13 protein-coding genes are annotated in these 12980 nt (G+C 74.2%); 4 read left to right on the forward strand and 9 right to left on the reverse strand.

Going from position 1 to position 12980, the window contains the following annotated elements:
* Positions 1 to 75: 75 nt before the first annotated feature.
* Complete coding sequence (locus tag OG294_RS37625) at positions 76 to 537, reverse strand: hypothetical protein (RefSeq protein WP_327071067.1); 462 nt, start codon at positions 535 to 537, stop codon at positions 76 to 78.
* Between the two features lie 327 nt (positions 538 to 864).
* On the opposite strand from OG294_RS37625, the gene OG294_RS37630 reads away from it, so the two are divergent.
* Both OG294_RS37630 and OG294_RS37635 read left to right on the forward strand, forming a co-directional pair.
* Positions 865 to 1671: a YoaK family protein gene (locus OG294_RS37630; RefSeq protein ID WP_327071068.1), complete on the forward strand. Its 807-nt coding sequence runs from the start codon at positions 865 to 867 to the stop codon at positions 1669 to 1671.
* Between the two features lie 11 nt (positions 1672 to 1682).
* A complete protein-coding gene (locus OG294_RS37635; protein ID WP_327071069.1) occupies positions 1683 to 3227 on the forward strand; it encodes an MFS transporter in 1545 nt (514 codons plus the stop codon).
* 7 nt (positions 3228 to 3234) lie between these two features.
* Here the strand turns inward: OG294_RS37635 and OG294_RS37640 are convergent, their stop codons facing one another.
* Together OG294_RS37640 and OG294_RS37645 are read right to left on the reverse strand one after the other, a co-directional pair.
* Positions 3235 to 3861, reverse strand: a complete 627-nt coding sequence (locus OG294_RS37640; protein ID WP_327071070.1) for a TetR/AcrR family transcriptional regulator — start codon at positions 3859 to 3861, stop codon at positions 3235 to 3237.
* Positions 3862 to 3983: 122 nt separating this feature from the next.
* Positions 3984 to 4997: a GNAT family N-acetyltransferase gene (locus tag OG294_RS37645; RefSeq protein ID WP_327071071.1), complete on the reverse strand. Its 1014-nt coding sequence runs from the start codon at positions 4995 to 4997 to the stop codon at positions 3984 to 3986.
* A 175-nt stretch (positions 4998 to 5172) separates the two neighbouring features.
* Here OG294_RS37645 and OG294_RS37650 point away from each other — a divergent pair, with 175 nt between their 5' ends.
* Positions 5173 to 5823, forward strand: coding sequence for a histidine phosphatase family protein (locus OG294_RS37650; protein ID WP_327071072.1), 651 nt, complete (start codon positions 5173 to 5175; stop codon positions 5821 to 5823).
* A 35-nt stretch (positions 5824 to 5858) separates the two neighbouring features.
* Here the strand turns inward: OG294_RS37650 and OG294_RS37655 are convergent, their stop codons facing one another.
* The 3 genes from OG294_RS37655 to OG294_RS37665 are packed head-to-tail and all read right to left on the reverse strand — an operon-like array spanning position 5859 to position 9041.
* Positions 5859 to 7259: a sensor histidine kinase gene (locus OG294_RS37655; protein WP_327071073.1), complete on the reverse strand. Its 1401-nt coding sequence runs from the start codon at positions 7257 to 7259 to the stop codon at positions 5859 to 5861.
* A complete protein-coding gene (locus OG294_RS37660) occupies positions 7256 to 7945 on the reverse strand; it encodes a response regulator transcription factor (protein ID WP_327071074.1) in 690 nt (229 codons plus the stop codon). The genes OG294_RS37655 and OG294_RS37660 overlap by 4 nt, the downstream gene beginning before the upstream one ends.
* 55 nt (positions 7946 to 8000) lie before the next feature.
* Entirely contained in the window at positions 8001 to 9041 is a 1041-nt protein-coding gene (locus OG294_RS37665; protein ID WP_327071075.1) for an NAD(P)-dependent alcohol dehydrogenase, read from the reverse strand.
* A 209-nt stretch (positions 9042 to 9250) separates the two neighbouring features.
* On the opposite strand from OG294_RS37665, the gene OG294_RS37670 reads away from it, so the two are divergent.
* Positions 9251 to 9706, forward strand: coding sequence for a universal stress protein (locus OG294_RS37670; RefSeq protein WP_327071076.1), 456 nt, complete (start codon positions 9251 to 9253; stop codon positions 9704 to 9706).
* Between the two features lie 36 nt (positions 9707 to 9742).
* On the opposite strand, the gene OG294_RS37675 is transcribed toward OG294_RS37670, so the two are convergent.
* The 3 genes from OG294_RS37675 to OG294_RS37685 form a co-directional block, all read right to left on the reverse strand.
* Positions 9743 to 10660 (reverse strand): dihydrodipicolinate synthase family protein, encoded by a 918-nt coding sequence (locus OG294_RS37675; RefSeq protein WP_327071077.1) that lies wholly within the window; start codon positions 10658 to 10660, stop codon positions 9743 to 9745.
* Positions 10661 to 10666: 6 nt separating this feature from the next.
* A complete protein-coding gene (locus OG294_RS37680) occupies positions 10667 to 11809 on the reverse strand; it encodes a PP2C family protein-serine/threonine phosphatase (RefSeq protein WP_327071078.1) in 1143 nt (380 codons plus the stop codon).
* A gap of 249 nt (positions 11810 to 12058) precedes the next feature.
* On the reverse strand, positions 12059 to 12835 hold the full coding sequence (locus OG294_RS37685; protein ID WP_327071079.1) for an MgtC/SapB family protein: 777 nt from the start codon (positions 12833 to 12835) through the stop codon (positions 12059 to 12061).
* Positions 12836 to 12980: the final 145 nt, after the last annotated feature.

Consider the following 12980-nt stretch of genomic DNA (forward strand, 5'->3'; position numbering starts at 1 on the left):
GGCGGCGCAACCCGGCGCCGGGCACCCCGACCGGGGCCGAGCGGTCCGAGCGGTCGTGAGGGTGGTGCTCGGCGGTCACCGGCTGCAGTGCCAGCTGTGCACGCCGTACGGGAAGACGAAGTGGCAGTCGCCACGGTGGTGGTGGCCGGGCTGCTGCGGTGCGGGCTTCGGCGCGGGCGCGGGAGTGACGGGCAGCAGGGTGCCGCCCTGGCTGTTGGTGCAGACGAGGACCACGTGGTAGTCGCTGGGGCCGAAGCCGACGCGCAGGGTGCCGCGGATGTGCTGCGGATCGCGGTCGGTGATCTTCACGTTTCCGGCGTTGGAGGTGAGCGACTTCAGCGTGGCGCCGGGGCTTTTGGCGCAGGAGCCGAGCACGGTGACGGTCTGTCCGGGGTGGGCGGTGCGCGGCTGGACGGCGACGGTGGCCACGCCGGTGGGCGCGGCTTTGGCCGTGCTCGCCGAGGCCACGGCGGGGGTCAGAGCCAGAGCGCCGCCCAGGGCGACCGCGGAGCAGGCCGCAAGGGTGGTGGTACGCATGGGAATCGACATCCCTTCTCGCTGGCGGCAGCACGGACCGGCTGGACCGGTGCGTGCGGGGGAGGGGGCACCCGGGCCGCTGCGAGTGCCGCGTCAGGCAACCTTCGCCCCGTCGCGCAAAGGCTGCCTGACGCGGCACTAGGGCAGCTCCGGGGCCGCTGCCACCCAGCCTCGCGCCGCCGCCGACGGCCGGGGATCGGCCGGTCGGGGGATAGGTGGGGTGATGGAGAACGGCCCCGGGTGACCAGCCGACCGCAGGACCCGGGCGCCGATGGGAGCCCGGTCTACTGGAGATCGACGTGCCATCCGCCGATCCGAGGAAGTCCGATGTCCCACCCGATGACCAGCAGCAGCCGCCCCCGGCGCACCGGCCCGTTCCGGTGCGCCGTCAGGGGGCTGCACCGGCGCGGGCACGGGTGTGATCCGCTGCCCGCCGCCCTGGTGGGGCTGACCGCGGTGACCGGGATGCTGGACGCCATCAGCTACCTGGGCCTGGGACGGGTGTTCATCGCCATGATGACGGGCAACGTCATCTTCCTCGGCCTCGCGCTCGGCAAGACCGTCGGACCCTCCGGCCCGGGCCCCGCGCTGGCCATCGTCAGCTTCGCCCTGGGCATCGTGCTGGCCGCCCGGACCGCGCGGCTCGCCACCCGACGCGCGCGCCAGCACTGGTTCTTCCACGCCATGGCCGTCGAGGTCGCCCTGGTGGCCGCCGCCACCGCCATGGCCGCGTTCGCCCCGCTCACCGCGGCCGGCACCCGCTACGTGGTGATCGCGCTGCTCGCGCTCGCGATGGGTGCGCGCTGTTCGACCGTGCGCCGGCTGGACGTGCCCGACTTCCCGATCACCGTCGGCCTCACCGGCGCGCTGATCGCCCTGGTCCATGACTCCCCGCTGGCGGGCAGCGGACGGGCCCGGGCGGCGCGCCGACTGGGCGTCGTGCTGGCGATGGGCGTCGGCGCCACCGCGGGCGGATTCCTGATGACGAGCGTGGGGCTGACCTGGTCCCTGCTGGCCGTCGTGGGAGTCCTGGCCGCCATCACCGTCGCCGTGCGCGTCCATCCGGGCGGTCCGGCCACCACCGGCCCGAACCGGCCGGCCCCGGTGTCGCCGGGGTCCGCACAACGGGCCTGAAGGAGCAAGCCATGACCGACCGTTCCCCGCGCACCGCCGCGGCCGCGCCCGACCGGCGCCGCCGCCGGCTGGTGCTGGCCGCCTGCTCGATGAGCATGCTGATCGTCGTCCTGGACTTCACCGCCATGAACGTGGCCCTGCCGACCGTGCAGCGCGATCTGCACACCTCGGTCGCGGGACTGCAGTGGACGCTCACCGCCTACGGGCTGGTGCTGGCCTCGTTGCAGCTGCTCGCCGGGTCCACCGGAGACCGGATCGGGCGCCGGCGCACCTTCCAGGCCGGACTGTCGCTCTTCGGGCTCGGCTCGGCGCTCTGCGCGCTGGCGCCCTCGCTGGAGTGGCTCGTGGTGTTCCGGGTGCTCCAGGCGATCGGCGGCGCGGTGCTCGCTCCGGTCTCGCTGTCGATCATCAGCAACACCTTCACCGGGGAGCGCGAACGGGCCCGCGCCATCGGGCTGTGGAGCGGCGTCGCCGGTATCGGGCTGGTGGCCGGGCCGCTGCTGGGCGGGGTGCTGGTGGGGAGCACCGGATGGCGGTCGATCTTCTGGCTCAGCCTGCTGGTCGCGCTGGGCGCCCTCGTCCTCACCACCCGCTACGTGCCCGAGTCGAAGGCGGCACGGCCGCGCCGGATCGACCCCGTCGGCCAGCTGCTGGTCCTGACCCTGCTCGCACCGCTCTGCTACGCCATCATCGAGGCGCCGCAGCGGGGTTGGGGCGACCCGATGATCCTGGCGGCGCTCGCCCTGGCGGCTGCCTCGGTGACCGTGCTGCCGCTCTGGGAACGCCGCTCGGCCGAGCCGCTGATCGACCTGCGGTTCTTCCACAGCGTGCGGTTCTCGCTGGCCGTGGTCATCGCCCTGGGTGCTGCCGCCGCCTGCTCGGCGTTCCTCTTCCTCGCCACCCTCTACCTCCAGGACGCCCGTGGGTTCAGCGCCCTGCGGACCGGGCTGTGGATGCTGCCGATGGCCGTCGCGACCGCCGGGTGCGCTCTGCTGGCGGGGCGGCTGACCGGCAACCACGGGCCGCGGCTGCCCCTGCTGATCTCCGGGGCGGCGGTCACGGGCAGCGGCCTGGTCTTCACCCTCCTGCACGCCGAATCCTCCGCCGGGCCGCTCGTTCTGGCCGGATACCTGCTCATCGGTGTCGGCTACGGGATGTTCGCCGCCCCCGTCACCCACATGGTCGTCTCCGGGATGCCCCGCGCTCAGGCCGGAGTCGCCGGGGGCATCGCGATGACCAGCCGACTGGTCGGCCAGACCCTGGGGATCGCGGTCACCGGTGCCCTGCTGTCGGCAGGACTGCACCACCGGACGCACGTCGGCCTGGCCGTGTTCGCCGAGGCCAGCTGCTCGGCCTGGTGGGTCGTCACCGGCTGCGGCGTCGCCGTCCTTGTGCTCGGTGTGCTCGCCACCACCCGCTGGGCCGCGCGGAGTTCGCGCCGCACCGACGCTCTCCCGCAGCCGGAGGCCGGGCCCGCGGACGGGCAGACGGACGGCCCCGCGGGCGGCCCCGCGGCGGATGACGAGGCCGGACACCGGGCCCGGGGTCGGCTCTGAGCGCCGCTCACTCCGTCGAGCGGGGCCCGTCCGGTGGGGCCGGTGCCGGATGGACGGCTGCGAGCAGCTCGCCGACCAGCCCGCACAGCTTCTCCGGCTCGGCCGTGGCGAGCGTGCCGAGGGCGCCGGTGTGGCGGGCCAGCAGGATCCCGGCGAGGGCGGCCACCGCCAGCTCGGCCCGCAGCTCCGGGTCGGGCACGCCCTCCTCGGCGAAGCGGTGGCGGGTCGGGTCGACCAGGCGCTCGTAGAGCTGGGCGTGGGCGGCGTCCTGGAGCGCGGGGTCGGTGTGCGCGACCAGCGCGGCCCGGACCACGGGGCCGGGGCCGCGCCGGGTCGACCTGCCGAGCAGGGCGCGCAGCCGGTCCTCGTCGAGCAGTCCCGCGGGCGCGCCCTCGCCCGACTCGGCTTCCAACGCGGCCAGGTAGAGCTGCGTCTTGCCGCCGAAGTAGCGGGCGATCAGCGCCGCGTCGACGCCCGCCCGTTCGCCGATCTCCCGCGTGGTGGTGTGGTCGAATCCCCGCTCGGCGAAGAGCTCCAGGGCGGCCCGGAGCAGGAGTTCGCGGCTGTGGCCCGCGCCGCGCGAACGCCCGCCCGGTGCACCGGGAGCCGACGCGGGCTGGTCATGGTCGCTCATCCGGGGGTCCTGTTCTGTGCCGCGGTCCTCAGCGGCTGCGCCGGACCGTAGCGGCATCGTATCGGGCGACGACGATCACCCCGGTCACGGACCGTGCCGCCCGGTGCGGACCGGAGCCCCCGTCAGGACGCGAGCGGGCGGGTATAGGTGACGAACTCGCGGTCCACCACGAACCCGGACTTCTGGTAGAAGCCCAGCGCACCCGACGGGTTGGCCGTGTCCACGGTCAGCGAGGCCGTGTCGTACCCGGCGTCGCCCGCCGCGCGCAGTGCCGCCGCCAGCAGTGCCGGTGCCGCGCCCCGGCCGCGGTGGGCCCGGCGCGTGCCGAGGTAGCCGATGTGGCAGTCCCGGCTGCCGGTGACGGCCGTCTTCGCCGGGCTCTCCTCCGCCAGGAGGTATGCCGCCACCTCCTCCGTGCCCGCTGCCTTCTCGCCCGCGAGCAGGAGGCGTGACATCGCGGGCCGGAACGAGCCGGCGCCGGTGGCCCAGGTGCGCCAGTCGGTCCGGTCGAGTGGAGCGAAGTCCCAGTGGTCGCGGAACGCGTCGTTGTGCGCGAGCCGGGTGGCCTCGTCGTACGCCGCCTCGAAGGGGACCAGCCGGGTGCCCTCGGGAGCGGGGCGGGGAGCCGGGGGGCGGTCCGCGTCCAGCGGCTGCTTCATCTCGAACCACCAGCGGCACGGTGTGAAGCCGCACCTCTCGGTCAGCTTCAGCAGCCCCTCGTCCCCGGCCCTGCCGTTGAGCAGCAGCTCGCCGCCCAGCGCGGACAGCTCCGGGTCCGCCGCGTGCCGGGCCCGGGCACGCTGCTCCAGCCAGGCGACGAGCCGGGACCCGAGGCCGCGCCGCCGCCAGTCGGGGTGCACCGCTGCGTCACCCTCGAAGCGCGCGACGTCCAGTGCGCCGTGCGGGGTGTACAGCACGGCGTACGCGGCCAGCCGTGCGCCGTCCCACAGCGCCAGGCTGTCCTGTTCCAGGTCGAGCTTGGGGTCCGCCAGGACTTCGGCGAGCTCCTCGGCGTCGGCATGCCAGCCGCTGCGGTCGACGTGCTCGACCGCCTGCTGCAGCTCCAGCCAGGCAGGGACGGAGTCCTTGTCCAGCGGCCGGGCCGCCAGGTCCCCCGTGGTGTCCTGCTCCTCCATGGCTGCCGTCCTTTCGTGGGTCGTTACGGTCCGACGATCTTCGGTCGGCGGACCGCCTGTCGTCCGCCGCTTCCGCCGATCGGCCGAGGTGGGGAGCCTCGGCGCGGCGGGAGAGTGGTCGAGTACCCGGTCGCGAACCGCGCGACCGGGTGGACGACCGAGGAGAGGTCCCGACATGGGTGATCTGCTGCTGATACGCCACGGCGAGACCGAGTGGAGCCGCGCCGGGCGGCACACCGGAACCACGGATGTGGCGCTGACCCACTGCGGCCGGGCCCAGGCGCAGGCCCTGGGCGGTGCGCTGGCCGCCTACCGGCCGGCCCTCGTCCTGGTCAGTCCGCTGCAGCGGGCGGTCGAGACGGCGGTGCAGGCGGGCCTGTCGGACCTGCGGGCCACCTCCGATCTGCGGGAGTGGGACTACGGCGGCTACGAGGGCGTGAGCACCGCCGAGATCCAGCGGCGTCGGCCCGGCTGGGACCTGTGGCACGACGGCGTGGTCCCCGGCGACCGGGAGCACCCCGGCGAGAGCCTCGCGCAGGTCGCCGAGCGCTGTGACCGGGTGCTGGCACGGATCGCGCCGTTCCTCGGCGGTGCCGAGGCGTCGGACTCCGGCGACGTGGTGCTCGTGTCGCACGGCCACCTGCTGCGGGTGCTGACCGCGCGGTACCTGGAGCTCCCGGCCGCCCGCGGCGCGCACTTCGCGCTCGACAACGCCGCGGTGTGCCGGCTCGGCACCGAACACGGCCGCCCGGTGATCCGCGGCTGGAACCTGCCCACCCGCGCGGTCGCGCAGCAGGCCCCGTCGGGCGCGGTGCTGCAGGCGTGAGCGCGTGCCGTCGGCGGGCGTCCGCCGGGGCCGGGTCACGGCGCCGCCGCCTCGGCCGTGGCACCGTGACCGAACCGCAGGCGGAAGAGCGCGCCGCCGCCCGGGGCCGACTCGGCGGTGAGCGCGGCGCCGTGGGCCTGCGCGATCTGCCGGGCCATCGCCAGTCCGAGGCCGGAGCCGGGCAGCGCCCGGGCGGCGGAGGCGCGGTAGAAGCGGTCGAAGACGTAGGGGAGGTCCTCGGGCGCGATGCCCGGCCCGTGGTCCCGGACGGTCAGCTGCAGCGGCGAGGCGGTCAGCGTCACCTCGACCGGGCCGCCCGGCGGGCTGAACTTGGCCGCGTTGTCCAGCACGTTGGAGAAGAGCCGGACCAGCCGCGCCGGCACGCCCGGCAGGGTGAGCGCGACGGTGTCCGGTGCGACGGCCAGGTCGAAGGCGACGGCGGGCCAGTGGTCGCGGGCCGCGGCCACGCAGTGCTCGACCAGCGCGGCCGGCCGGACCCGCTCCAGCAGCGGCTGCGGCTCCTCGTCCCGGGCCAGCTCGATCAGGTCGTTCACCATGCTGGTGACCTCGCGCAGCTGGCGGTTCAGCCCGGCCGCCGCCCGGTCCCGCTGCGCCGGTGTCAACCGGTCGGTGCGGGCGAGCAGTTCGGCGTTGGTGCGCAGCGCCGTCAGCGGGGTGCGCAGCTCGTGCGAGGCGTCGGCGACCAGGCGGCGCTGGGCGGTGACCGACTGCTCCAGCTCGCCGAGCATGGTGTTGAAGCTGCGCGCGAGCCTGGTCACCTCGTCCTCGTGCCGGCCCGGCGGCAGCTCGATCCGCAGCCCGGCGTCCCGGGTGGCCGCGATCCGTTCGGCGGTGGCGGTCAGCCGGGCGACCGGCGCGAGGCCGGTGCGGGCCAGCACGTAGCCGAGCAGTCCGGCCAGCAGCACCCCGGCGCCGGCCACGGCCGCCATCAGCTCCCCGGCCTGCTGCACCCCGCGGTCCACCGCGTCCGAGCGCAGCGCGACCTGGACGGCGGCCTGCGCGCTGCCGAACCTGGCGGTGTACATCCGGGCGGGGTGCCCGCTGATCCGGATGTCCGTGTAGTACGCCGGGCGCTGCCCGGTCGCGACCTGGCGGGTCTCCGCGGTGACCGGTAGCAGGTAGGGCTGGGCCGGGTCCAGGGCGGCGGTGGCCGGGACGACCTGGGTGCAGGCGGGGGCGGCCAGGTAGCCGCACTCGCCGTAGACGACGCCCGGCGGACGGTTGCGGTCCTGCTGCTGGAGCATGGTGGCCTGCTGGACGAGGTGCAGGTCGAGCTGGTGGCGCAGCTCGTAGCGGACGATGGTGAAGGCCGCCCAGGACACACCGACGGCCACCAGCGCGACCGCCGCCGACCCGGCGAGCGCCAGCCGGGTGCGCAGCGGCCGGCGGCGGCGCCAGCGGGCGTGCGCCCTCACGCCGCGTCCAGCCGGTAGCCGATGCCGTGCACGGTGTGCACCAGCCGGGGCTCGCCGCCGGCCTCCAGCTTGCGGCGCAGGTAGCCGATGTAGACGGCCAGCGAGTTGGAGTCCGGACCGAAGTCCACGCCCCAGACCCGTTCCACGATCGTCTCGCGCGGCAGCACCTGGCCCGGGTGCAGCATCAGCAGTTCCAGCAGGGCGAACTCGGTGCGGGAGAACTCCAGCGGCCGCTCGCCGCGGCGCCCGCTGCGGCCGGCCGGGTCGACCACCAGGTCGCCCACGCGGATCATGTCGTCGTCACAGGGGGTGGGGACGGCACGGCGCAGCAGCGCGCGCAGGCGTGCGGCCAGTTCGTCGAGCGCGAAGGGCTTGACCAGGTAGTCGTCCGCCCCGGCGTCCAGGCCGTCCACCCGGTCGCTGACCGAGTCCCGGGCGGTGAGCACCAGGACCGGGGTGCGGTCGCCGAGCGCGCGCAACTGCCGGCAGACGGCGAGGCCGTCCATGACGGGCATCAGGATGTCCAGCACGATCGCATCGGGCTGCCAGCGGCTGAGCTCGGAGAGGGCCGCGAGGCCGTCGGCGACACCCCGCACCGCGTAGCCCTCGACGGCCAGGCCGTCCTCGACGGCGCCGCGGACCTCCGGGTCGTCGTCCACGACGAGGATCTTCCACTCGCTGCTCATGGGACAACCCTCTCAAACCGGGCTCTTAGAACTCTCTTAGAGGGGTGCCCCAGGGTCAGATGGTGGCCGTGTCGATGACGAACCGGTAGCGGACGTCGCTGGCGAGCACCCGCTCGTAGGCGTCGTTGATCTCGTCCGCGCGGATCAGCTCGATCTCGGCGGCCACCCCGTGCTCGGCGCAGAAGTCCAGCATCTCCTGGGTCTCGGCGATCCCGCCGATGCCCGAGCTGCTCATGCTGCGGCGGTTGCCGAACAGCGACTGGAGCACGATCTGCACCGGCTCCTCCGGGAGACCGAGGTTGACCATCGTGCCGTCCAGGCGCAGGAGCGAGGCGTAGGCGGCGAAGTCGAGCGGCGCGGAGACGGTGTTCAGGATGAGGTCGAGGCTGCCCGCGAGCTCCTCGAAGGTCTTCGGGTCGCTGGTGGCGCGGTAGTGGTCGGCGCCCAGCCGCAGACCGTCGTCCTTCTTGCGCAGCGACTGGGAGAGCACGGTGACCTCGGCACCGAGCGCGTGCGCGATCTTCACGGCCACGTGGCCCAGACCGCCGAGGCCGACGACGGCGACCTTCCTGCCGGGGCCGGCGTTCCAGTGCCGCAGCGGTGAGTAGGTGGTGATGCCCGCGCACAGCAGCGGGGCCGCCACGTCCAGGGACAGGCCCTGCGGGATGCGCACGACGTAGTTCTCGTCGACGACGACCTTCTGCGAGTAGCCGCCGTAGGTGGGCTGCCCGTCCTTGCCGACGGCGTTGTAGGTCCAGACGGGGCCCTCGACGCAGTACTGCTCCAGGCCGGCCTTGCAGCTGTCGCAGCGGCGGCAGGAGTCGACCATGCAGCCGACCCCCACCCGGTCGCCGACCCTGAACTTCGTCACGCCGGGCCCGGCCTCGGCCACGACGCCCGCGATCTCGTGGCCGGGCACCATCGGGAAGAGCGCCTCGCCCCAGCCCTCGCGGACCTGGTGGATGTCGGAGTGGCAGATGCCGACGAACTTGATGTCGATCAGTACGTCGCTCTCCCCGACGGCACGGCGCTCGATGGTCGTGCGCTCCAGCGGTGCCTTGGCGGCGGGTGCGGCGTAGGCGGAAACCGTGGTCATGGTGGGTCCTCCTTGATGTCCTGGTCCGGCTTGGCGTCCTGGTCCGGCCGACGGCTACCTCCATTGTCGGAGCGAGCCGACCCACTCTCACCTGGGGCGCTTTCCACCCGCCGGTCAACCGGTCGGTGGGCCCTGGGCCGGGGCGCGGCTGCCTAGCGTGGAGCGTGTCCGCCGGGACCCTCCTGGTGGCAGCCACCAGGAGGTGCGTGATGGGCAGCGTGAACGAGAGCACGGTCGAGGGCCGGATCGTGGTCGGGGTGGACGGTTCGCCCTCCTCCCGGCGGGCCCTGGAATGGGCGATCGGCCAGGCCCGGGCCACCGGCGCGGTGGTCGACGCCGTGGCCTGCTGGGTCTATCCGACGATGTACGGGGTCGTGATGGCCAAGCCGGAGTCCGGGCTCGGCGAGGAGACCGGCCACACGCTGGCCCGCACGGTGGCCGACGTGGCCGGGGACGACCCGCCCGTGGAGATCCGGCAGACCGTTCTGCTCGGCAACGCCGCCGAGGAACTGCTGGGGTGGTCGGCGGGCGCCGACCTGCTGGTCCTGGGCCGGCGGGAGCACCACGCCTTCGTCAACGTGCTGGCGGGCTCGGTGAGTCAGCACTGCGTCCAGCACGCGCGCTGCCCGGTCGTGGTGATCCGTGACTTCGGTTCGGACCACTGACGGTCCTGGTGGCCGGTGTGATCGCCCCTCCCCGCGTCAGGGGGCCGTCCCGGCGGTGAGCCGGGCCACGGTCTCGTCCACCGCCCGCATGGCACGGCGGAAGGCCCGGGCGGCTTCCGGTGGGCACGGCGACTGCGGTGCGACGGGGTCGCCCAGATCGAATCCCTGGTCCCGCAGGGCGAGCTTCACGAAAGCGGCCAGGCCGTACTGGGCGAACAGCTCGTTCAGCGGCCACAGGGCCCGCTGGAGCTGCATGGCTTCGTGCGGTCGCTGCTCGGTGTGCAGCCGGTAGAGGAGCACGGCGGCCACCGGGGCCACGCACGCGGGCCCGGCCATCCAGCCGACGCCGCCCAGTTGGAGGACGAGGGCGGGGATGTGGGCGGAGGCGGCAAAGATCTTGATCCGGTCCCCGAGCGCGTTCTGCACGGACAGCAGGTGTCCGGTGTCGCCGGACGCGTCCTTGAGGTACTGCACCGTCGGGTGCCGGGCCAGTTCGACCAGGCATTCCAGGGGCAGGCCCGCGCCGAGCCGGGGGTTGGAGTACAGGACGACCGGCAGGTCGGTGGCGGCGGCGATCCCGGCGAAGAAGGACGTCACCCCGGCGTGGGGAACCGGCAGGTAGTCGAGCCGGATCGCGACGACACCGTTCGCCCCGAGGTCGGCCAGCCGGCGAGCCTGCTCCGCGGCGGCGGCCGTCGCGTGTGCCGCGACCCCGGGAACGACGGGTACGCGCCCCGCGGCCGCGTCGACCGTGATGCGTACGATCTCCTCGCGCTGGGCGGTGTCCAGGTACATCACCTCGCCGGTCGATCCGAGCGGCGACAGTCCGTGCACCCCGGAGGCGATCAGGTGCTCGATCAGGTGCCGCAGGCCCTGTTCGTCCACCCGGCCGCATTCGTCCACGGGTGAGGGCAGGTACGGGAAGATGCCGTGCAGGGGAGGAGTATCCGTCACGCTTTCCTACGTCCTTTCGGTCTCGGCCGCGGGCTCGGGCCCGGTCGCGCCGACCCGGCGGAGCACCAGGGCCGTCACGTCGTCGCGGGCGCGGCCGGGGGCGTAGGCGTGCAGCTCACGCCGCAGGGCCTCGGCCGTTGCGGCCGGGCCGAGTCCTTGCCACGCCGGCAAGCGGTCCTCCAGCGGGTAGAACTCGCCGGCCCGGTCGCGGGCCTCGGTGACGCCGTCGGTGCACAGCAGCAGCAGGTCCTCCGGCCCCAGCTCGAACTCCTCCACCGGCCGGGGATCCGGTACGAGATCCGCCAGGCCGAGGGGGACGCCGGCCGCGCCGAGCGGGACCGGTCCGCACCCGTCCCCGCGCAGCCGGTACGGAGGAATGTGTCCGCAGTTCACGATCCGCACGGTCGGCGACCCGTCGAAGGCCAGCACCAGCGCGGTCGTGAAGCGCTCCGGCGCTCCGGCCCGGGCCGCCGTGTCGTTGTGCCGTCGGAGCGCGACCTCCAGGGCGTCCACCACCTCGTCGAGGGTGGCGCGGTGCCAGGCGGCCTCGCGGAAGGCGGTGAGCACGGCGAAACCGGCACCGATCGCGACCAGCCCCTTGCCGCGCACGTCGCCGATCAGCACCCGGGTGCCGTGCGGGGTGTCCATGGCCTCGTAGATGTCGCCACCCACGAAGGAGTCCTCCTCGACCGGTTCGTACAGGCCGTGGACCTCCACGTGCGCTGTGCTCAGCGGGAGGGGGGAGAGGATCTGGCGCTGGAGGGCGGCCGCGGTGGAGCGCACGCGGAACACCTCGCCCTCGCGGCGGATCCGCAGCCGGGCACCGACCACGCAGAGCGCGGCGATCATCGCCGTCACCACCGCGCTGACCACCCCGTCCGCGACGGAGGCGGGCGGTTCGGCGAGGTAGAGCAGCGGGCGGACGGTGGCGGTCAGCAGCGCGGCGACCACGGTCATGCGGAGCGAGCACAGGCCGGCGGCCAGGGCGCACAGCACGATGATCATCGACGTGAGGTGGACGGAGCTGCCCGCCAGCACATCGGGCGTCACGATGAGGAGGCTGAGCCCCAGCAGCCAGGCGAGGGCAGCCGCATCGCCGATGCGCGGTGGCACGGCGGGCGGGTGCGTCGAAGGATCGGGTGTGCTCACCGCGGCATCACGTTCTCGACGTTCTCGACATTCTCGACGGTCTCATGGAGACGGGGTCAGGACCTTCGTCGAACCTCATGTGCTGGGCAACCTTCGGTCACGGTCCGCCCCGAACGGTCCAGGGACGCACGGGTCCTGTGCCACCGGGCCTGACGACTGCTCTTCACCGCCTACCGGGTCAGCGTAGAAGGCGCCGGCCCTGGTCCGGGCCGCTCGGCCCTGCGATACCACCGGATGGCGTAAACCCCGTCAGGTCTCGGAGCCGGATCCGTTGTCCCGGCCCCAGGCGGCCGGGCCGTCCTCGTCGAGCAGGGCCCAGCCGGAGCTGGCGACGCCCGGCTCCGTACCCAGCCGGGCGACGACCGCCTCCAGCGGTCCGTCCGACTGTCCGGAGGCCGTCACGACCGCGGCCACCACCTGCCCGTGGGGGGTGGCCTGTCCGTGGGATTCGTCCGGGTCGGTTCGCACCGTGCGCAGCACGAAGTCGGTGCGGTCGAGGAGTTGGATCAGCAACCGGCGCACGTGCGGCGCGTCCGCCTCCTGGCAGCACGCCCACAGGCGGTAGGCGCCGGGCAGTTCGTCGCCGGCCGTCGGGCTGCGGTCGAGCCGGCGCGCGACGGGGCGCAGCATCACGTGGGTCAGCAGGACGGCGGCGGTGCCCGCCACGGCCAGCAGGAACATCCCGGCGCCACTGAGCGCACCGATCGCCGCCGAACACCACAGCGTCGCAGCGGTGTTGATGCCGTGCACCCGGCGGCCGCCGCGCATGATCACGCCCGCCCCCAGGAAGCCGATGCCGGAGACGATCTGGGCGGCGACCCGCGAGCCGTCGTAGGTCTGACTCCGGACGTGGCCCAGGTCGACGAAGCCGTACTTGCTCAGCAGGACGAAGAGCGCGGAACCGGCGGCGACCAGCGCGGTGGTGCGCAGCCCGGCCTCCCGGGCCCGCCACTGGCGTTCGATGCCGATCAGCGCCCCGAGCAGGAGGGCGACGGCGAGGTTGATCACCAGCTGGTAGTCCGACATCGGTCCGTCTCCTTCCTGCGGCCGGCAGGGACGCGGCGCCCGCTGCGGCTCGTGGTGGCCCGGGGCCGCCGGCCGGCGGCACGCGATCAAGCCTGGCAGCGGGGCGGGGCCGTGCCGGAGGGCCGGGTGACCCAAACGGATGCTG

It is taken from the genome of Kitasatospora sp. NBC_01302 (genome assembly GCF_035976515.1).
GTDB lineage: Bacteria > Actinomycetota > Actinomycetes > Streptomycetales > Streptomycetaceae > Kitasatospora.

Excerpts from the sequence above, each read along its gene's own strand:
- OG294_RS37625 (WP_327071067.1), bottom strand. The coding sequence starts at position 537 with ATGCGTACCACCACCCTTGCGGCCTGCTCCGCGGTCGCCCTGGGCGGC.
- OG294_RS37630 (WP_327071068.1), top strand. The coding sequence starts at position 865 with ATGTCCCACCCGATGACCAGCAGCAGCCGCCCCCGGCGCACCGGCCCG.
- OG294_RS37635 (WP_327071069.1), top strand. The coding sequence starts at position 1,683 with ATGACCGACCGTTCCCCGCGCACCGCCGCGGCCGCGCCCGACCGGCGC.
- OG294_RS37640 (WP_327071070.1), bottom strand. The coding sequence starts at position 3,861 with ATGAGCGACCATGACCAGCCCGCGTCGGCTCCCGGTGCACCGGGCGGG.
- OG294_RS37645 (WP_327071071.1), bottom strand. The coding sequence starts at position 4,997 with ATGGAGGAGCAGGACACCACGGGGGACCTGGCGGCCCGGCCGCTGGAC.
- OG294_RS37650 (WP_327071072.1), top strand. The coding sequence starts at position 5,173 with ATGGGTGATCTGCTGCTGATACGCCACGGCGAGACCGAGTGGAGCCGC.
- OG294_RS37660 (WP_327071074.1), bottom strand. The coding sequence starts at position 7,945 with ATGAGCAGCGAGTGGAAGATCCTCGTCGTGGACGACGACCCGGAGGTC.
- OG294_RS37665 (WP_327071075.1), bottom strand. The coding sequence starts at position 9,041 with ATGACCACGGTTTCCGCCTACGCCGCACCCGCCGCCAAGGCACCGCTG.
- OG294_RS37670 (WP_327071076.1), top strand. The coding sequence starts at position 9,251 with ATGGGCAGCGTGAACGAGAGCACGGTCGAGGGCCGGATCGTGGTCGGG.
- OG294_RS37685 (WP_327071079.1), bottom strand. The coding sequence starts at position 12,835 with ATGTCGGACTACCAGCTGGTGATCAACCTCGCCGTCGCCCTCCTGCTC.